Annotated in this window: 19 protein-coding genes; 17 read left to right on the forward strand and 2 right to left on the reverse strand. The window is 32.3% G+C overall.

Annotation, left to right across the window (positions count from 1 at the left end; all coding sequences use genetic code 11):
- Positions 1-27 precede the first annotated feature (27 nt).
- From rsmD to KQI88_RS13220, 3 genes are read left to right on the forward strand one after another with little or no spacing between them, the layout of a single operon-like run.
- Positions 28-588 carry a 16S rRNA (guanine(966)-N(2))-methyltransferase RsmD gene (gene rsmD, locus KQI88_RS13210; RefSeq protein ID WP_216418087.1) on the forward strand — a complete coding sequence of 187 codons (561 nt, stop codon included), beginning with the start codon at positions 28-30 and terminating at the stop codon, positions 586-588.
- Entirely contained in the window at positions 589-1,062 is a 474-nt protein-coding gene (coaD, locus tag KQI88_RS13215) for a pantetheine-phosphate adenylyltransferase (protein ID WP_216418089.1), read from the forward strand.
- A gap of 34 nt (positions 1,063-1,096) precedes the next feature.
- Positions 1,097-1,543, forward strand: a complete 447-nt coding sequence (locus KQI88_RS13220; protein ID WP_216418091.1) for an ATPase — start codon at positions 1,097-1,099, stop codon at positions 1,541-1,543.
- 3 nt (positions 1,544-1,546) lie between these two features.
- On the opposite strand, the gene ylbJ is transcribed toward KQI88_RS13220, so the two are convergent.
- Together ylbJ and KQI88_RS13230 are read right to left on the reverse strand one after the other, a co-directional pair.
- The gene (gene ylbJ / locus KQI88_RS13225) at positions 1,547-2,863 is read right to left on the reverse strand and encodes a sporulation integral membrane protein YlbJ (protein ID WP_216418093.1); all 1,317 of its coding nucleotides are present in this window, start codon (positions 2,861-2,863) and stop codon (positions 1,547-1,549) included.
- Between the two features lie 155 nt (positions 2,864-3,018).
- A complete protein-coding gene (locus KQI88_RS13230; RefSeq protein ID WP_216418095.1) occupies positions 3,019-4,284 on the reverse strand; it encodes a nucleotidyltransferase in 1,266 nt (421 codons plus the stop codon).
- A 199-nt stretch (positions 4,285-4,483) separates the two neighbouring features.
- On the opposite strand from KQI88_RS13230, the gene KQI88_RS13235 reads away from it, so the two are divergent.
- The 14 genes from KQI88_RS13235 (at position 4,484) to smc (ending at position 19,363) form a co-directional block, all read left to right on the forward strand.
- Positions 4,484-5,677 carry an acetate/propionate family kinase gene (locus tag KQI88_RS13235; protein ID WP_216418097.1) on the forward strand — a complete coding sequence of 398 codons (1,194 nt, stop codon included), beginning with the start codon at positions 4,484-4,486 and terminating at the stop codon, positions 5,675-5,677.
- Between the two features lie 154 nt (positions 5,678-5,831).
- Complete coding sequence (locus tag KQI88_RS13240; RefSeq protein ID WP_216418099.1) at positions 5,832-6,365, forward strand: YceD family protein; 534 nt, start codon at positions 5,832-5,834, stop codon at positions 6,363-6,365.
- Between the two features lie 13 nt (positions 6,366-6,378).
- On the forward strand, positions 6,379-6,558 hold the full coding sequence (gene rpmF / locus KQI88_RS13245) for a 50S ribosomal protein L32 (protein ID WP_212378248.1): 180 nt from the start codon (positions 6,379-6,381) through the stop codon (positions 6,556-6,558).
- Positions 6,559-6,723: 165 nt separating this feature from the next.
- Complete coding sequence (fapR, locus tag KQI88_RS13250; protein WP_216418101.1) at positions 6,724-7,296, forward strand: transcription factor FapR; 573 nt, start codon at positions 6,724-6,726, stop codon at positions 7,294-7,296.
- An 11-nt stretch (positions 7,297-7,307) separates the two neighbouring features.
- A complete protein-coding gene (gene plsX / locus KQI88_RS13255; RefSeq protein ID WP_216418103.1) occupies positions 7,308-8,315 on the forward strand; it encodes a phosphate acyltransferase PlsX in 1,008 nt (335 codons plus the stop codon).
- Complete coding sequence (locus KQI88_RS13260; protein ID WP_216418105.1) at positions 8,308-9,303, forward strand: beta-ketoacyl-ACP synthase III; 996 nt, start codon at positions 8,308-8,310, stop codon at positions 9,301-9,303. The genes plsX and KQI88_RS13260 overlap by 8 nt, the downstream gene beginning before the upstream one ends.
- Positions 9,304-9,372: 69 nt before the next feature.
- Positions 9,373-10,323, forward strand: coding sequence for an enoyl-[acyl-carrier-protein] reductase FabK (gene fabK / locus KQI88_RS13265; protein WP_216418108.1), 951 nt, complete (start codon positions 9,373-9,375; stop codon positions 10,321-10,323).
- Between the two features lie 2 nt (positions 10,324-10,325).
- Complete coding sequence (gene fabD / locus KQI88_RS13270) at positions 10,326-11,276, forward strand: ACP S-malonyltransferase (RefSeq protein WP_216418109.1); 951 nt, start codon at positions 10,326-10,328, stop codon at positions 11,274-11,276.
- On the forward strand, positions 11,276-12,022 hold the full coding sequence (gene fabG / locus KQI88_RS13275; protein WP_216418509.1) for a 3-oxoacyl-[acyl-carrier-protein] reductase: 747 nt from the start codon (positions 11,276-11,278) through the stop codon (positions 12,020-12,022). Before fabD ends, fabG begins: the two co-directional genes overlap by 1 nt.
- 155 nt (positions 12,023-12,177) lie before the next feature.
- Entirely contained in the window at positions 12,178-12,408 is a 231-nt protein-coding gene (acpP, locus tag KQI88_RS13280; RefSeq protein ID WP_216418111.1) for an acyl carrier protein, read from the forward strand.
- 51 nt (positions 12,409-12,459) lie between these two features.
- The gene (fabF, locus tag KQI88_RS13285; RefSeq protein ID WP_216418113.1) at positions 12,460-13,698 is read left to right on the forward strand and encodes a beta-ketoacyl-ACP synthase II; all 1,239 of its coding nucleotides are present in this window, start codon (positions 12,460-12,462) and stop codon (positions 13,696-13,698) included.
- A 143-nt stretch (positions 13,699-13,841) separates the two neighbouring features.
- On the forward strand, positions 13,842-14,561 hold the full coding sequence (gene rnc / locus KQI88_RS13290; protein ID WP_216418115.1) for a ribonuclease III: 720 nt from the start codon (positions 13,842-13,844) through the stop codon (positions 14,559-14,561).
- Positions 14,554-15,600, forward strand: coding sequence for an elongator complex protein 3 (locus KQI88_RS13295; RefSeq protein WP_216418116.1), 1,047 nt, complete (start codon positions 14,554-14,556; stop codon positions 15,598-15,600). The genes rnc and KQI88_RS13295 overlap by 8 nt, the downstream gene beginning before the upstream one ends.
- Before the next feature lie 178 nt (positions 15,601-15,778).
- The gene (smc, locus tag KQI88_RS13300; RefSeq protein ID WP_216418117.1) at positions 15,779-19,363 is read left to right on the forward strand and encodes a chromosome segregation protein SMC; all 3,585 of its coding nucleotides are present in this window, start codon (positions 15,779-15,781) and stop codon (positions 19,361-19,363) included.
- The last annotated feature ends 1 nt before the right edge of the window (position 19,364 follow it).

The following is a 19,364-nucleotide window of genomic DNA, read 5'->3' on the forward strand; positions in this document are numbered from 1 at the left end:
TTATAGAGTTAAAGTAGGAGGATACATATGAGAGTTATTTCAGGAAAAGCAAGAGGTCATGCTTTAAAGGCACCTCAAGGTTTAAACACTAGACCGACTGCTGATCGTGTAAAGGAATCTATATTCAATATTGTTCAATCAAAATTGTATGGTAGTATTGTAATTGATTTGTTTGCAGGAAGTGGTAATCTAGGTATTGAGTCTTTATCAAGGAATGCTAGTAAAGCTTACTTTATAGATAATAATAAAAATAGCATTCAATCAATTAGAGAAAATCTTAAAAAAACTAATTTAGGTAATAGTTCCATAGTAATTCAGATGGATGTGCTATCTGCTATAAAAAAATTAAGTACTCAAGGTGTAAAGGCAAATATTATCTTTTTAGATCCACCCTATTCTAAAGGATTTGTTGCACCTACTCTAGAGGACATTTTTTCTTTTGAAATACTACAATCAGATGGTATAGTTGTTGTTGAACATAATAAAACTGATGAAATCCCAGAGAGTGTGCATAATTTACAAAAATATAGAACTAATAATTACGGAGATGTAGCAGTTTCTTTTTACGAGTTGAGGGAGGAGATATAGATGAGAGTAGCAATTTACCCTGGTAGTTTCGATCCTATTACAAATGGGCATCTAGATATAATTGAAAGAGCTTCTAAAATGTGCGATAAATTAATTGTATCTGTCATATATAATCCAAATAAAAATCCTTTATTTACTTTAGAGGAGAGAAAAAAACTAGTTGAGGAATCGGTAAAAAATTATCCAAACGTTTCAGTAGATTGTTTTTCGGGATTATTAATTGAATATGCAAAAGAAAATGAAGCTACAGCTATTATTAAAGGCTTAAGAGCTATATCAGATTTTGAATACGAGCTTCAAATGGCATTAATGAACCAAAAATTATGTCCTAGCATTGAAACTGTATTTTTAATGACTAGTAGTGAATATTCATTTTTAAGTTCTAGTTTAATTAAAGAAGTTGCTAGATTTGGTGGATGTATAAAGGGATTAGTTCCTGAAGTTGTTTATAAAGCAGTAATGAATAGATTTTAATATTAACTTTATAGTACGTAAGGGGGATTATTTAATGAATGTATTGAAGTTGCTTGAAGAACTAGAAGATATAGTTGAAAATGGGTCATCAATACCTTTTGCACAAAAAGTATTAGTAGATAAAAAAGAAATATTAGAAATTATTAAAGAAATTAGAATTCATTTGCCAGACGAAGTTAAACAAGCTCAGTGGATTAAAGAAGAAAGACAACGTATATTAGCAGAGGCTCAGCAAGAGGCAGATACGATTTTAGAGGAAGCAAATGATCATATTTTATTAATGATTGATCAAAGTGAAATTACTAAACTAGCTAATAATCAGGCCGAAGAAATAATTACGCAGGCACAAAATAGTGCTAAGGAAATGCGATTAGGTGCAAAGGATTATGTAGATAGTCTGTTAGAATCTGTACAAGAAAATTTAGTAGAACTTGTAAATACGGTAAGAGAAAATAGAGATGAAATAAAAGGGATGAAGTAGTTATTACTTCATCCCTTTTCCTTTGGAAAAATAAGTTTGGATTTTTAATAGAAGAGCAGTTATTAAAGATACAATAAGTAAGCTTATTAAAACTGCAATAAATAATTCTATTGATAATTGACAGTTAAATAAAAATTTTTTATGAAGACTCATTTCTTGGTAAGAATTATATACTGGAAATGATAGAACAAAAAAATTGCTGAAAATAGGGAAAAGAAAATAGGTTATTAATGAGGAGAGAGCGGCATGTAAAAATTTAGCAAACAAATATAAAGAAGTCTTTATATCTGTTAACCCAATAATACTTGAAACTTGCGCATGTACAGAAAAACCACTCCATCCTATTACAAAGCTAGCTATGGCAACCTTAGTGCGTAGATCCATACCTATGCTATCTGCAACCATTTTTGCTCCCATTGTCACTTCAAAAAGTCCAGCAACAAAAGAACTAATAATTGAAGGTGATATTTTAAAAGGTATAAGTAGCATAACTAGAATTGAAGTAATTAAATCGATTATTTTCAGAAGTTCTAACATACGGATAACAACAGCAAATAGAATAATAAAGCCTCCTACCATTAATATGGTGTTTAATGAATTTTTCACAGCGTTTCCAAGAATTATTCCTATAGAGAAATTTGAATTATTACCTTTAGATAGCTGATGAAAGGCTCTTTTAAGTAAATGTTCCTTTGATTTGGCAGCTCTATAATTATCTGATGATTTTTTATAGAAACTAAAGATTATACCTACTATAATAGTCCCAATATAGTGGGCAGCTACTATAAGAATACCTATCTTTGAAGATTTAAACATTCCTACAGATACAGAACCAATCATAAATAATGGTCCAGAGGTGCTACAAAAGGATATTAATCTTTGTGCTTCTACTTGAGTTAAGATTTTATCTAAACGAAGCTTAGAAACAATTTTAGCTCCTACAGGATACCCGGAGGTGATACTCATTGCGAAGGCAAAAGAGCCTTCACCAGGGACATTAAATATTGGACGCATAATTGGTTCTAGAAGTATACCAAAAAACTTAACTACACCAAGATTAATTAATAATTCTGATCCAATAAAAAAAGGAAGTAAAGCAGGAATAACTAATGTTGTCCATATTACTAGTCCGTCATAAGCTGCATCTACAGATTCGCCAGGGTATATTATAATGGAGGCTATTAGAAATAATGTGACTAATATTATGAAGTAGTAGGATAAATTTTTATAGGACTTACCGCGAGTAAATTTTCTAAACTGTGATAAAATCAAAAAAAATATTAAGAGCAAACTAACAATTAAAATAATATTTATAGACATAATTATCCTCCTAGATGAAACTATATTATAGTATATTAAATTAGGAAATTGCATATTTAAACTAAGCCGTGCAACTTCCAAAATTCTATACTAAATATATATTTTACAAATAGGAGGGTTATTCATTATTAGTTTAGTAATAAATACTTATTTGATTATTTTTGATAATATGGACTAGTTATATAATCTAACTGTCCTGTTATATTTGCTTTATTTTTAAATGCTAAGGAATAGATATTTGTTGCACGGATATCTATATTTAGCATTCTTTCTGCAATCATATTTTGTGGTTTATAGTGTTTTAAATTAGATATTATTGGAATAGAGGAGCTAGATTTTAAAGTCTGTAATATTTCTCGTCCTTTGTGATTAAATGCTAATACACGTGCATATTGGGGCCCCTTATTATTGTTAAAATAGCAAATATCATCTTTACTTATATTCAACAAAATATGCATTAAAATACGTTGTATCCTTGTTAATGTATAACGCTTGCTTTTAATGCAATTATAAAGATCAGAAAGTGAATTTACATTATTAGAGCATTGATATATTCTATTCTCTAATCCTTCTACTACATCAAAAATATTTTTTATATCATCCAACTTACTTCTTCTTAATATAGCAAAAATGGATTCCTGAAAATCTGTACTAAAGATAGGAGCTATACCACTATCTATGTTAGAAGATAGAATATTAAAAGTATCATTTGGCACAACAGAGCTAAGGTATGATAGAGGCTCGTTCTTAAGTAGATGTTCTCTAATTGCGGTAGCACTGGCAATTGAGCTGTTAGTAATATATCTGTTATGATAATCGGCAGATTTTCTAGTAATAGTATAGGGTATAATTGAACTTTTAAGCTTTTTAATGGTTTTTAAATATTCTATACCTAAAATATTATTAGGGTTTTTTATAATATTATTTATTAAATTTAATTGCTCTTCATTATATGATCTTACTTCTTCAAAATATTTAACTATAGCAATGGATCTTGCTACAGGAAATGTGAAACCTAAATTAACATAGCCTTTTAATATTTTTTTAAATTCAGAGGAAGGACTAGTTAGTACATCTGCAATTTCTAAAAGCAAATCTAAATTACCAACTTCGCTACCGAAACTAAAGCAGTCAACAGCCCCTAAGCTATTAAGTAGGCTTATTGACCCATAAGCAAATAACTCTGCAGTTGCACATGCATAGGGAGTAGGAATTTCAATTATTAAGTCCACACCTGATTTTACAGCCATTTTAGCACGTTCCCACTTGTGCACAATAGCTGGTTCACCTCTTTGAAGAAAATTACCACTCATTACTGCAATCGTATGAGTAGCACCTGTAATCTCTTTAGATACATTTAAATGATATAGATGTCCATTGTGGAAAGGATTATATTCTGTAATTAAACCTAAAATTTTCATATGACCTCCTAAAAAAATTTATATTACTATTTTAATAAATATTATGGAATTTGGTAAGACTTAAAATTAAATATAAATTTTACTAAAAAATGTTTAAATATCTTGATAAATTACTTATAATTTATTATGATTGATATGTTAGAATTTTATGTTATATCAATTATATGAAATATGTACATACAAACGAGGAGGTTTTAAAATGAAAATTTTAGTGGTTAACTGCGGAAGTTCTTCATTGAAATATCAGCTTATTAATATGGAAAATGAAGAGCTAATAGCAAAAGGTTTAGCTGAAAGAATAGGAATAGATGGTTCAGTAGTTAAACATGAAACTATTGGTAAAGAAAAGGTTGTTATTGAACAAAACATGGATAACCATAAGGCAGCAATTCAAATTGTATTAGATGCATTAGTAGATCCAAATCATGGTGCTATAAAGTCAATGGATGAAATATCAGCGGTAGGACACCGTGTTGTTCATGGTGGCGAGGAATTTTCTGATTCCGTACTTATAACAGATGAAGTTAAAAAAGCATTAGAAAAGTGTTCAGATATTGCACCATTACATAACCCTCCAAACCTTATGGGAATTCATGCTTGCGAGGAAATACTTCCTAATGTACCTATGGTAGGAGTATTTGATACTGCATTCCACCAAACTATGCCTAAGGCTTCCTTCATGTATGCATTACCATATGAAATGTATGAGAAACATAAAATTAGAAAATATGGATTCCATGGAACATCTCACAAGTATGTAGCAAACAGAGCTGCTGAAATCCTGGGAAAACCTATTGGAGATCTAAAAATTGTTACTTGTCACTTAGGAAATGGTGCAAGTATTACTGCTGTAGATGGAGGAAAATCAATAGATACAAGCATGGGCTTTACTCCGCTTGAAGGGTTAGCAATGGGAACAAGATGTGGTGATATGGACCCTGCTATTGTTACTTTTTTAATGGAAAAAGATCACTTATCCTGCTACGAAATTAACGAAATGATGAACAAGAAATCAGGAGTTTTAGGAATTTCAGGAGTTAGCAGTGACTTTAGAGATATCGAACAGGCTGCTGCTAAAGGAAATGAAAGAGCACAATTAGCTCTTGATGTATATCATAAATTAGTTACAAAGTATATAGGAGCTTATGCTGCTGAAATGGGCGGAGTAGATGCTATAGTATTCACAGCTGGTTTAGGAGAAAATTCTCCAGACACCCGTAAAGAAGCTTGTAAGAATCTTGAATTTTTAGGAGTAAAAATTGATGATGAGAGAAATAATGTAAGAGGAAAAGAAACAATAGTAACTACTGATGATTCTAAGGTTAAAGTATTGTTAATACCTACAAATGAAGAACTTGCAATTGCACGAGAGACTAAGGCTATAGTTCAATAATATTAAAAGGTAGGTATACCTACCTTTTAAAGTTTTTAAAATAAATATTTGCTAAGATATGGAATTACAACTGTCTGCTATCAAGATAAAATACTTGACAAACAAAAAAATCATTTGTATAATCTATCTTAGCGATATGATCGAGGTGAGAGCTATGAAACTTGATATAGATAGTATAAAAAAAGGGGATAAGAACACTTTAGATTTAAACTTCGCCTTAGATCTTAACACCATTGATTATTATGGTGATATTATAGATATAATATCACCTGTTGACGTGAATGGTAAACTGTACGTAATTGATGATAGACTATATATGAATTTGGGAATAAAAACCCACATGCAGGTAAACTGTAGTAGGTGTCTAGAATCCTTTACCTACCCCTTTAAATCAAGTATCAATGCAGAGTTTGTTCATGAAAATTTATCTACTGATCAAACTGATGAATCAGATGAGGATATAATTTATTACCAAGAAAGCACTATCGATCTTGATGAATTAATTAAAGAAAATATTATCATGAACATTCCAATGAAACTTGTATGTGATAAAAGCTGTCAAGGGCTTTGTTCAAATTGTGGGATCAAATTAAAAGACAAATCATGTGATTGTAGTCATACACAGTCTATTGATGAGGATATTGACCCTCGATTGGCTAAGCTTAAGGAATTGTTAGAACAAGATTAAGGAGGTGTTAAGCATGGCGGTACCAAAGCGAAAAACTGGAAAATCTAAAAGAAATATGAGAAGAGCTGCTAACTCAAAATACACTGCACCAGGGTTTGTAAAATGCCCACAGTGTCACGAGCCAAAGTTACCTCACAGAGTATGTCCTGAATGTGGATATTATAAAAACAAAGAGGTTGTTGCTGCTCAATAATATATTATATAAATATAGGGAAAATAGTAATGCGTACATTGATTTATGTTATGCATTACTATTTTTTTATTGAAAAAAACATATAGTACTTGATTTTTTTATAAAGTGAATATATACTTTATATTATAACCAGGTACTAAATTTTAGTACTAAATCGAGGTGATAATGGTGAGTAAAACCGGAAGATTAAGTAAAGTAAATAGACAAAGTAAGTTATTAGAACTATTAAGAGAAGACCCTTTTGTAACCGATGAGGATTTATCCGAGAACTTTAAAGTAAGTATACAGACTATTCGATTAGACAGATTGGAACTAGGGATTCCAGAACTTAGACAACGTATAAAAAATGTGGCTGAAAAAAATTATGAAAAAGTACGAAGTATTATAGGGGCTGAAATTGTAGGAGAGTTAGTAGACTTAAACCTAGGTGTTAGTGGAATATCAATTTTAGAAACTACATCTGAAATGGCCTTTAGTAAAACCAGTATAGTTAGAGGACACCATATTTTTTCACAGGCAGAATCCTTAGCAATGGCTGTAGTAGATGCAGAAGTAGCTCTAACTGGGGTTTCTAATATTAAATACTTAAGTCCTGTCAGTGCAGGGGATAAACTAGTAGCAAAGGCCGAAGTGATAAGAGTACGGGGAAATAATCACTTTGTTCATGTTAAAATATACGTTAATCAAATACAAGTATTTCGTGGTAAATTCATATTGGTAATAATTAAAAGTAAATAAGGAGGCCAAATATGAAAATCGTTATTGACGCAATGGGAGGAGACAATGCTCCATCAGTTACTGTTGAAGGAGCTATAGAGGCTGTTAAGAGTTATGACGTAAATATTATTTTAACGGGTAACCAGCCGATGATAGAAAATGAATTAGCAAAATATGATTATCCAAGGGAAAAAATAGAAATAATACATTGTAGTGAGCAGATTACAAATGAAGATAAACCTGTAATTTCAATTAGAAAGAAAAAGGATTCTTCGATGGTTGTAGGATTGAAACTGGTTAAGGAGAATAAGGCAGATGCTATTATATCTGCTGGAAATACAGGAGCTCTATTAGCAGGTGGACTTTTGTTGCTAGGTAGAATTAAAGGAATAGATCGTCCAGCACTTGCTCCTGTATATCCTACTACTAAAGGAATCTCTGTACTTATTGATGGAGGAGCTAATGCCGATTGTAAACCGAGAAACTTTTTAGAGTTTGGAGTTATGGGAAGTATTTATGCTGAAAAGGTAATTGGTATTAAAAAGCCGAAGGTATGTACTGTTAATATAGGAATAGAAGAAGAAAAGGGAAGTGATGTTGTAAAGGCAGCACATAATCTTTGTAAGGATGCATCCTTTAACTTTAAAGGCAATGTAGAAGCTAGAGATATACCTAGTGGGTATGCGGACGTTATCTTATGTGATGGATTTACGGGAAATGTTATTTTAAAACTTACAGAAGGTTTGGCATCGTCTATTTTTGGTTTATTAAAAGAAGAATTTGTTAAGAATACTTTTAGAAAGATTGGTGCCCTATTATTAAAATCCGGATTAAGGGACTTTAAAAAAAGATTTGATTATACAGAATATGGTGGTGCGCCATTTCTAGGTGTTAATGGAGTACTAATTAAAGCTCATGGAAGTTCAGATGGAAAAGCCATAAAAAATGCAGTACGACAGGCAATCAAATTCGTAGATAATAATATAATTGAAGATATTACTACAGAAATTACCAGTTTGGGAGTTGATACACTTGAATAAATTTTTATCTGTAGGGATTACAGGCACAGGTAGCTATCTTCCTGAAAAAGAGTTAACTAACTTTGATTTAGAAAATATAGTAGATACAACTGACGAATGGATTAAAACCAGAACAGGCATATCCAAGAGAAGAGTTGCAGAAGATAAAATAGCTACATCAGATTTAGCTACAGAAGCTGCTAAAAGAGCTATTGATAACGCTGGGCTATCAGCTGAAGATATTGATTTAATTATAGTAGCTACTGTAACTCCTGATATGGCCTTTCCCTCTACTGCTTGTATTGTGCAAAAAAATATTGGCGCAAAGAATGCAGCGGCTTTTGATATTGAAGCAGCATGTTCTGGCTTTATTTATGGCATCACTATTGGAGAGCAGTTTATTAAATCAGGTGTGTATAAAAATGTCTTAGTAATTGGTGCAGAAACTTTAAGTAAAATTCTTAATTGGAAGGATCGTAACACCTGTGTTTTATTTGGTGATGGAGCTGGAGCAGCGATATTACAACCAGTTAAGGAAGGCTACGGTATACTTTCTAGCAGCTTAGGAGCTGATGGTTCCAGTGGGGACTATTTGACACAGCCAGCAGGTGGTTCTCGAATACCAGCATCAATTGAAACTGTTGCAAATAACTTACATTATGTGCAAATGGACGGAAGTGAAGTATTTAAGTTTGCTGTGAGAATAATGGCAAAATCAACATTGCAGGCCATAGAAAGTAGCGGTCTTAAATTGAATGATATAGATTATATGATTCCTCATCAAGCTAATATTAGAATTATAGAAGCTGCTGCAAAGAGACTTAATCTGGATATGGATAAAGTATATGTAAATTTAAATAATTATGGGAATATGTCTGCAGCTTCTGTACCTGTTGCATTGGATGAAGCTGTTAGAAAAGGTAACATTAAAACAGGAGATATAGTGACCTTGGTTGCATTTGGTGGAGGTTTAACTTGGGGATCATCTGTAATTAGGTGGTATAAATAGTTTGTTATTAGAGGGTATATACTCTGTAGTTAAGACGTGAAGCAGGCATATTGTATTGGAGGCAAATATATGATTAAAAATAGACTTTGTGAAATATTAAATATTAAATATCCTATACTACAAGGTGGTATGGCTTGGGTTGCTACTGCGGAGTTGGCAGCTGCTGTTTCTGAGGCAGGGGGATTAGGTATAATTGGAGCTGGCAATGCTCCTGGTGAAATCGTAGAAAAGGAAATTTTAAAAGCAAAAAATATGACAAATAAACCTTTTGGTGTAAATATTATGTTGTTATCTCCTTTTGTTGACGAGGTAGTAGAAGTTGTTTGTAAAAATAAGGTTCCTGTAGTTACTACTGGTGCAGGGAATCCTGGAAGATTTATGGAGAAGTTTAAAAGTGTTGGTACAAAAGTAATTCCAGTTATCCCATCGGTTGCCCTTGCGAAGAGAATGGAGAGTCTGGGAGCAGATGCGGTCATAGCTGAAGGAACTGAAGCTGGTGGACATATTGGAGAAGTTACTACGATGGCACTGGTACCACAAGTTGTAGACATAGTTAGTATCCCTGTTATAGCAGCTGGAGGAATTGCTGATGGTAGAGGTCTATTAGCATCACTATCCCTAGGTGCAGAAGGAGTGCAGATGGGAACGCGATTTATTTGTGCAGAGGAATGCATAGCTCATAATAGGTATAAGGAAATGATAATAAATGCCAAGGACAGAGATGCAGTAGTTACGGCAAGAGTTACAGGTCACCCTGTAAGAGTGTTAAGAAACAAGCTAGTAAGAGAATTTAACAAATTAGAGAAAGGCGGAGCTACTGCGGAGGAAATTGAAGGACTTGGACAAGGAAAACTGAAAATAGCTGTAATTGATGGAGATATAGAAAGCGGATCTGTAATGGCAGGACAAATAGCTGGTATGATTACAAAAATTCAGCCCTGTAAAGAAATAATAGAAGAAATAATTTCAGATGCAAATGAGCAGCTTACTTTAGTAAGCAATCTCAATAGGGAGGCATAGTTATGGGGAAAATTGCATTTGTTTTTCCGGGTCAAGGTGCTCAATATGTAGGAATGGGGAAGGATTTTGTTGAAAATTTCCCAGTTGCAAAGAGTATTTTTGAAGAGGCTAGTGATGAAGTAAATATTGATATGAAGAAACTTTGTTTCGAAGGACCAGACGATGAATTGATGAAGACCGAAAATACCCAGCCAGCTATTTTAACTACTTCAATTGCTATGCTAAAGGTATTAGAAAATGAAGGACTTAATTGTCATATGACTGCTGGTCTAAGCCTAGGGGAATATACCTCCTTAGTTAAGTCAAATGTATTTTCATTTAAAGATGCAGTTAAATTGGTTAAAAAAAGAGGTAAATATATGCAGGAAGAAGTACCAATGGGAATAGGTACTATGGCGGCTATTTTAGGATTGAATAGAGATCAGATACAACTATGTATAGAAAAAGCTAGACAATATGGAATAGTAGAAGCGGCTAATTACAATAGTCCTGGACAAATAGTTATTTCTGGTGAAATAAAGGCAGTTGAGGCTGCTGTAAAAATGGCAGCAGAGCTTGGTGCTAAAAAAGCTGTTATATTACCTGTTAGTGCTCCTTTTCATTGTAGTTTGCTTAAAGGTGCTGGTGAAAAACTTCAACAAGATCTTGAGTTGTTAAAAATAAATGATCCAGAGGTTCCTGTTATAACTAATGTAGAAGCATCGATACTATCATCAAAATTAAAGGTTATACCTTCTTTAGTTCAGCAGGTAAGTAAATCCGTACTATGGGAAGACTCTGTTTCTTTAATGTTAGATGAAGGAGTAGATAATTTTATAGAGATTGGACCAGGTAAAGCCTTATCTTCATTTATAAAAAGAATAGCCAAGACTAAAGAAAAGAAGGTTAATATTTATAATGTTGAAGATGTAAACAGCTTTAAACAAGTATTACAAGTAAAATTGGAGGTGTAATTTTGAACTTAACAGGCAAAACAGCTTTAGTAACAGGGGGATCCAGAGGTATAGGTAGATCAATTGCTTTAGCCCTTGCTAATCAAGGTGCAAATGTTATTATAAACTACACAAGCAATGAAGAAAGTGCAGCAAAGGTTGTAGAAGAGATTGAAAGTTTTAATGTTAAAGCTTTAGCAGTGAAGGCAAACGTTTCAAATGCTGAAGAAATAAACGACATGATGGACAAAATAGAAGAAATGTTTGATGGAATTGATATCCTAGTAAATAATGCTGGAATTACACGCGATAACCTATTTATTAGAATGAAAGAGGAAGACTGGGATCAAGTAATGGATATAAATTTAAAAGGTGTATTCCTATGTACAAAGGCAGTTGTTAGAAAAATGATAAAACAAAAGTATGGTAAAATTATTAATTTATCATCAGTAGTAGGGGTTGTAGGAAATCCGGGTCAAGCAAACTACTGTGCATCAAAGGCTGGTGTTATCGGTTTTACTAAATCTTTGGCTAAGGAAATAGCAGGTAAAAACATTACAGTAAATGCAATTGCTCCAGGATTTATAGAAACCGATATGACAAAGGTTTTACCTGAAAATGTAAAGGAAAGTATGCTGGAAATTATCCCCATGAAGAAATATGGTAAGCCCGAAGACATTGCAAATCTAGTATTATTTTTAAGTAGTGACAATGCTAGCTATATTACTGGTCAAGTAATTCATGTTGATGGCGGTATGGCAATGTAAGTTTTTAAATACTCTAAAATAACAAAGGCTTCTATCGAAACTATTTAAACTAAAGAAGCATTTGTTGAAACGCATTTTACAGAAAGTGTATATTAAGTAGTTTTATACTTTCTTATGCGTTATAAAAAATATAAAACAATTAGGAGGAAATTTATATGTCATTCGAAAAGGTTGTTAAGATTATTGCGGGTCAATTAGGTGTAGAAGACGTTAGTGAAATTACTAGAACCACTTCTTTAATGAACGATTTAGAAGCAGACTCATTAGATGCTGTTGAAATAATTATGGAAATTGAAGATGAATTTGGTATTGAAATTCCAGATGATGAAGCTGAAAAGTTTAAAAATATTGGTGATATTGTTGATTATGTAGAGTTAAATAAATAGTAATATTAAATCCCGATATAATCGGGATTTTGTAATAAAGGAGGTAGCACTATGGAAAGAAGAGTAGTAATAACAGGCATTGGATGTATTACACCTGTAGGTACTGGAAAAGAAGAATTTTGGAAATCATTAACAATGGGTGTTTCTGGCATAGATTATATTACAAAATTCGATACAGAAGATTTTACTACCAAGATTGCTGCAGAGGTAAAAGATTTTAATGTTGAAGATTATATTGATAAAAGAGAAGCGAAAAAGATGGATCGCTTTACTCAATTTGCTGTTGCAGCTGCACAAATGGCGGTAAATGATGGCCAATTAAATATTGAAAAAATAAATGCTGAGCGTTTTGGAGTTATCCTAGGATCCGGCGTAGGTGGAATTGAAACATTGGAAGAACAGAGTAAGAAATTATTTGAAAAAGGTCCGAAGAGGGTTAGCCCATTTTTTATCCCCATGATAATATCTAATATGGGATCTGGCCAAGTATCTATTGCTCTAGGAGCAAAGGGGCCAAACACAACAATAGTTACCGCCTGTGCTGCTTCCACAAATGCTATTGGTGAAGCTTTCCGTACAATTCAAAAGGGTGATGCAGATATTATGATTACAGGTGGAGCTGAGGCTTCTATTACACCATTATCTATAGCTGGATTCTGCTCCATGAAGGCTATGTCAACTAATAATGATAATCCTAAAAAAGCTAGCAGACCTTTTGATGCCAATAGAGATGGATTTATAATGGGAGAAGGGGCAGGGATACTTTTAATAGAAGAGCTAGAACATGCCCTTGAGAGAGGCGCAACTATTTACGGAGAAGTTATAGGCTATGGTACAAGTGCTGATGCATATCATATCACTGCTCCTGCCCCAGGGGGTGAAGGAGGTGCTAGAGCTATGTCTAGTGCATTAAAGGATGCTAATATTAATTACGATAGCATAGACTATATTAATGCCCATGGTACAAGTACACCATACAATGATAAGTTTGAAACTGCTGCAATTAAAACTGTATTTAAGGATCATGCATATAAATTAGCCGTAAGCTCAACGAAGTCAATGACGGGTCATCTTCTAGGTGCTGCTGGCGGAATTGAAGCTATTGCATGTGTTATGGCGATTAAAGAGGGAATTATACCTCCTACAATTAATTATGAAACACCAGACCCAGAATGTGACTTGGATTATGTTGCTAATGTGGCTAAAAAGAGAGAGGTTAATTATGCCCTTTCAAACTCATTAGGTTTTGGTGGTCATAACGCAACTGTTATTTTTAAAAAATATGAATAGCCTTATATAAATATACTTATTATAGGAAGAAGGAAAAACTTCTTCCTATAATTTTTGCAATTTAAACAATATAATAGTACAATTAAAACAAATTTATTGTTGATTGTTATTAATACATATATAAGAAATGGTGGAGGTAAGAAATGAAATTAGATACAAGTCGTCTAGCACAAATAAAAGAATTTCAAAAGATAATAGGATATAAATTTAATGAAATAACTGTGATAAATGAAGCATTGACTCATAGCTCCTATGCTAATGAGAGTCGTAATAGATATATTCATAATAATGAAAGACTAGAATTTCTAGGAGACTCGGTTTTGAGCATTGTAGTTAGCGAGTATATTTATTTAAAATATAATACTTTACCTGAAGGAGAGTTGACGAAGGTAAGAGCTAATGTTGTATGTGAGCCTTCTTTAGCACACCAAGCTAAGAAAATAAAGTTAGGTAAATATCTGTTGTTAGGAAAGGGCGAAGAGGTGACAGGTGGAAGAGATAGAGTGTCCATATTAGCTGATGCCTTTGAAGCGGTTATAGGAGCTTTATATTTAGATGGTGGAATAGAAATAGCACGCAAGTTTATTTTGAACATGTTAGCACATAGTATAGAACTAGCTAGTACTGGAAGTTTATTTAGGGATTATAAAACTGATCTTCAAGAGTTATTGCAAAGAAAATATGATGATAAAATCAGTTATAAAGTAGTAAATGAAACTGGACCTGATCACAATAAAACCTTTGGGATTGAAGTAATATTAGGAGATCGAGTTCTTGGAGCTGGAGAAGGTAAAAGCAAAAAGGAAGCAGAACAAATGGCTGCGAAAAAAGCATTAGAGAAGGTGAATATGGAAGATGAATAAGAATAAGAATAAGAGAAAAATTATTATTCCTATATTTATACCTCACAAGGGATGTCCTCACGACTGCAGTTTTTGTAATCAAAAGAAAATCGCTGGAGAAGGAACTGATGTAACTGCCGATAAAGTTTCTCAAATAGTAAATCTTCAACTTGAAAATTTAAAAAAGGTAGATGGAAGTAAGGAAATAGCTTTTTATGGAGGAAGCTTTACGGGGCTACCAAAAGAACAACAAAGCCAGCTTTTAACAATTGCATATGAAAAGAAAAAGCAAGGACTAGTTAATGAAATTCGTATTTCAACAAGACCAGACTACATTAATGAAGAGATTCTTGATTTTTTACTAGATTACGGCGTTTCAATAATTGAATTAGGTGTACAATCAACAGACGATGATGTGTTAAATTTAAACAATAGAGGCCATTCAAGAAAAGATGTTTTTAGATCAGTATCTTTAATAAGACAAAGGAACATTCAGCTTGGACTTCAAATGATGGTTGGCTTATATGGTGATACGGAAGAAAAACTTCTAAAAACAGCAAGAGATATTATTGATTGCAAACCTGATTTTGTTAGAATATATCCAACAATAGTTATACAGGATACGTTATTAGAAAAATTGTATTTAGATGGAGTATACAAACCAATCAGCCTTAATGAGGCTGTTTATTTGTGCAAACAGCTAGTTTTAGAATTTAACAAAAATAATATACCTATTATTCGTCTGGGGCTTCAAGCAACGGAAGAAATATCTATAGGGAGGGGAATTGTGGCAGGTCCATACCACCCTGCCTTTCGAGAAATTGTAGAAACAGAAGTGTACAAAAATATTATAGAAAATAAAATAACAAAGAATGAGAAATTAGAAGGAATGGTACTAAATATATATTGCAATTCTAAAGACTGTTCAAAGGTTTCTGGTTATAATCAGTCTAATAAGCATTATTTTGAAAATAAGTATGGATTTAGAAAGATTAAAATTTACCCCTTAAGTAATATTCTAGCTGGAGAAGTAAATGTAGAGATAATAGCAGCTTTATGATAAAATAAGACTACATTCAGAGAGAACTTTTTCTCCCACTGAATGTTAAGTCGTTTCGTTCCAGGGTCTAACAATTCTCACTCCCTCTTGTATAAGAGGGAGTCTTAGAGTTGTTAGCTTCAGATGAAATATTTCAGTAACTATAATATGTAGCATATGTAATAATGGGGGGATATCTTTGCATCTTAAAAGATTAGAAATTCAGGGATTTAAATCCTTTGCTAATAAAATAGAAATTAACTTTGAGTCTGGCATAACTGGTGTTGTTGGACCTAATGGTAGTGGCAAAAGTAATATTTCAGATTCTATACGTTGGGTACTTGGAGAACAAAGTGCTAAAACCCTTAGGGGAAGTAAGATGGAGGATGTTATTTTCTCTGGAACTACTAGTCGTAAGCCCTTAGGTATGGCAGAGGTATCCATTACACTGGACAATAGTTCTAAAGCCTTACCGATTGATTATGGTGAGGTAACAATTACGAGGAGAGTCTATAGATCAGGAGAAAGTGAATATTATTTAAATAAGTCTTCCTGTCGTCTTAAGGATGTACGGGAGTTGTTAATGGATACTGGAATTGGAAAAGATGGATATTCTATAATTGGACAAGGTAAGATTGATGAAATACTGAGTAATAAATCAGAAGATAGAAGGCAAATTTTTGAAGAGGCAGCTGGTATAGTTAAGTATAAAACTAGAAAAGATGAAGCTGAAAAAAAATTATCTTCTACAAAGGAAAATTTACTAAGAGTTTTAGATATACTAAATGAACTAGAAGGCCAGTTAGGTCCTTTAGAGAAGCAGAGCACTAAAGCAAAAAAGTTTAAGGTATTAAAAGAAAAACTATTAAAATTGGAAGTGAATCTTTTTATTAAGGAAATAGACAAAATAGATGATGAACTAAAACATATATACGAACAGATAAATGTACTAAAAAAATCTATTGAAGAACAACAGGGACAAAAACAGTTTTATACTTCTAACTTGGAAGATTTAGAAAAGGTAATCAGCCAGTATGATATGGAAATATCTAATAAGCAAGATGAATACTATAATGTCCAAAAAATGATTGAAAAAATAGAAGGGCAGATCAATTTAAAAAAAGAAAAATCTAACAATAATGATTTAAACATAGAAAGAATTAAATTAGAAATAAAGGAGATTCAAGATACTCAAGCTGATGTTTCTAAAAAACTTGAAGAGAAACTAAAAGAGTTTAAAGATGTATGTATCGATTTAGATGATATTAAAGAGCGCCTTAATAATCAAAATAAAGAATATAATAATTTATATAATATCAATTCTCAAAAAGAAAAGGATTTAGAGGATTGTAAAACCTTTATTATAGATACCATTAACGAAATATCTGATCGAAAAAGTGAATCTAAAAGCTTAAAAACTTTGTTAGACACAATGGAAGAACGGATGGAACAAGTAAGCTTGGAGTATAGTGGGCATAAAGAGCAAATTGTAGAAAAAACCAAAGAGCTTAGCCTTCTTAATAATAGTTTACAGGAACTAGAAAAGGATAATAAAAGTATTGGAAATGATGTTATAGAAAAGAGTAATAAGAAAAATAGTTTAATAAAAAAGTTAAATGAAGTTTCAAGTGAGGTTAATGAACTTCAAAACAAAGGCAGGAATAAAGAAACTAGAAAAAATATTATAGAAGATATGGAAAAAGAACATGAGGGTTTTAATAAAAGTGTAAAAAACATCCTAATTGCCTGTGATAAAAACAAGGAACTAGGAAATGGTGTATTTGGCGCAGTAGCAGATCTAATTCAAGTACCAAAAGGATACGAGGTATCAATAGAGACTGCTTTAGGGCCAGCTCTTCAGTATATCGTAAGTGAAGATGAGAAGGATGGAAAGCGATTAATTGAATACTTAAAAAAATATAACTTAGGTAGAATTACGGTTTTACCATTAACAACTGTACAAGAACGATCTATTACTAATGATGAACTAAATATTATTAGAAACTTTAAGGATGCTGAAATAGCTTTTGATGTAATTACATTTGATGAAGAGTTTAAAAACATTTTTTCTAGCCTATTATCAAGGGTGTTAATTGTTCCGAACTTAGATAGAGGAATAGAAATTGCAAAGCTACTTAAACATAAATTTAAAATAGTAACTTTAGATGGAGATGTGTTAAATATTGGAGGTTCTTTAACTGGTGGAAGCATTTCTAGTAAAAGTAATAGTATTTTGGGGAGAAAAAGAGAATTAGAGGATTTAATCATAGAAATAGATATTATTAAAGATAAATTAAATATAAAGACAGAAGAGTATACTAAACTGGACAAAGAAATAAATGTTATCGCAGATGAAATAGATTTATTAAACACAAATTTACAAGAAAACCGAATTAAACTTGCTACTTTGTATAGTAATATAGAACAATGTACCAAAGAGAAAAGTCAATTAGAAAATCTATATAAGCACGCTGAAAATGAAATTGGGCAAATAGAAAATACGAAGAAAGAAACTACAAGCAGATATATAGCACTTGAAAGCGAAATAAAGAATTTAGAACTGGAAATTGAAAGTACTAAAACTAAAGCAAATGAAAATCAACAGGAATTAGTAGAAAAAAAACAACAATTAGACAGTATAAATAGTACACTTACTGAGTATAAGGTACAACTGGCGACTGTAGAGGAGCAAAAGAAGGCCTTTTTACAAGATATCGAACGGTTACAGCAATCTATTAAGAATAATGAAATAGCTTTAGAAAATAAAGAAGATCAATTAAAAGAAAATAACAAAATAAATGTACTTTGTGAAGACGAGATTAGTAGCCTAGCTAGTGAGTTAAATAAATTGTCATTGAAATTAAGAACATATGAAGATGAATTAAAAGAACATAGATCAAATAAAGAAAAATATCAGGTTAAAGAGGTAGAAGTTAAAAGGTTATTAAAACAAGTAGAATCAGTTTTATTAGAATTACAGGAGAGTATCCATAAGCTAGATGTTAAGAGAACTAGGTTAGAGATGCAACAACAGAGTTTTTATACCAGACTGTGGGATGAATATGAATTAACCTATAACGAAGCTTTAGATGTTAAAGAAGAAATTTCAGATATCAGTAATACAAGTAAAGAAATAAAGATATTAAAGGATCAAATAAAGGGTCTTGGCACCGTAAATATAGATTCTATAGATGAATATGAAAAGGTGAAGGAAAGATATGATTTTCTAAAGGGGCAGCAGGAAGATCTTAGTCAGGCACAGCAATCATTAGTTAAAGTAATTAGTGATATGGAACAAACTATGCAGAAACAATTTATAGATCAGTTTAAGATTATTAAGGAGAACTTTAATAATGTTTTTGTTAAGCTATTTGGTGGAGGCAAGGCTGATCTTATCCTGGAGAATGAGGAAGATGTATTAGAATGCGGTATTGATATAATAGCTCAGCCTCCGGGAAAAAAACTGCAAACATTATCTCTTTTATCCGGTGGAGAGAGGGCCTTAACAGCAATATCCTTATTATTTGCAATCTTATTAGTAAAGCCAAGCCCATTCTGTATATTAGATGAGATAGAAGCGGCGCTGGACGATGCTAACGTTTATAGATACGCACAATTTTTAGAAGAACTGTCTGAAGATACTCAGTTTATCGTTGTTACTCATAGAAAGGGAACAATGGAAAGTGCAGATGCACTATATGGAGTAACCATGCAGGATAGTGGTATATCAAGCTTAGTTTCAGTGAAACTCTCAGATAATAAAAAAGATGAAATAGCAAGTTAGG

The sequence above is a fragment of the Alkaliphilus flagellatus genome, assembly GCF_018919215.1.
Taxonomy (GTDB): domain Bacteria; phylum Bacillota; class Clostridia; order Peptostreptococcales; family Natronincolaceae; genus Alkaliphilus_B; species Alkaliphilus_B flagellatus.

Bases quoted from the DNA above. Each gene is read 5' to 3' on its own strand.
- fapR (WP_216418101.1), top strand. From the start codon at position 6,724: ATGGTGAGTAAAACCGGAAGATTAAGTAAAGTAAATAGACAAAGTAAG.
- KQI88_RS13295 (WP_216418116.1), top strand. From the start codon at position 14,554: ATGAATAAGAATAAGAATAAGAGAAAAATTATTATTCCTATATTTATA.
- fabD (WP_216418109.1), top strand. From the start codon at position 10,326: ATGGGGAAAATTGCATTTGTTTTTCCGGGTCAAGGTGCTCAATATGTA.
- ylbJ (WP_216418093.1), bottom strand. From the start codon at position 2,863: ATGTCTATAAATATTATTTTAATTGTTAGTTTGCTCTTAATATTTTTT.
- fabF (WP_216418113.1), top strand. From the start codon at position 12,460: ATGGAAAGAAGAGTAGTAATAACAGGCATTGGATGTATTACACCTGTA.
- fabK (WP_216418108.1), top strand. From the start codon at position 9,373: ATGATTAAAAATAGACTTTGTGAAATATTAAATATTAAATATCCTATA.
- plsX (WP_216418103.1), top strand. From the start codon at position 7,308: ATGAAAATCGTTATTGACGCAATGGGAGGAGACAATGCTCCATCAGTT.
- KQI88_RS13240 (WP_216418099.1), top strand. From the start codon at position 5,832: ATGAAACTTGATATAGATAGTATAAAAAAAGGGGATAAGAACACTTTA.
- KQI88_RS13235 (WP_216418097.1), top strand. From the start codon at position 4,484: ATGAAAATTTTAGTGGTTAACTGCGGAAGTTCTTCATTGAAATATCAG.
- KQI88_RS13220 (WP_216418091.1), top strand. From the start codon at position 1,097: ATGAATGTATTGAAGTTGCTTGAAGAACTAGAAGATATAGTTGAAAAT.
- rpmF (WP_212378248.1), top strand. From the start codon at position 6,379: ATGGCGGTACCAAAGCGAAAAACTGGAAAATCTAAAAGAAATATGAGA.
- KQI88_RS13230 (WP_216418095.1), bottom strand. From the start codon at position 4,284: ATGAAAATTTTAGGTTTAATTACAGAATATAATCCTTTCCACAATGGA.
- acpP (WP_216418111.1), top strand. From the start codon at position 12,178: ATGTCATTCGAAAAGGTTGTTAAGATTATTGCGGGTCAATTAGGTGTA.
- rsmD (WP_216418087.1), top strand. From the start codon at position 28: ATGAGAGTTATTTCAGGAAAAGCAAGAGGTCATGCTTTAAAGGCACCT.
- coaD (WP_216418089.1), top strand. From the start codon at position 589: ATGAGAGTAGCAATTTACCCTGGTAGTTTCGATCCTATTACAAATGGG.
- rnc (WP_216418115.1), top strand. From the start codon at position 13,842: ATGAAATTAGATACAAGTCGTCTAGCACAAATAAAAGAATTTCAAAAG.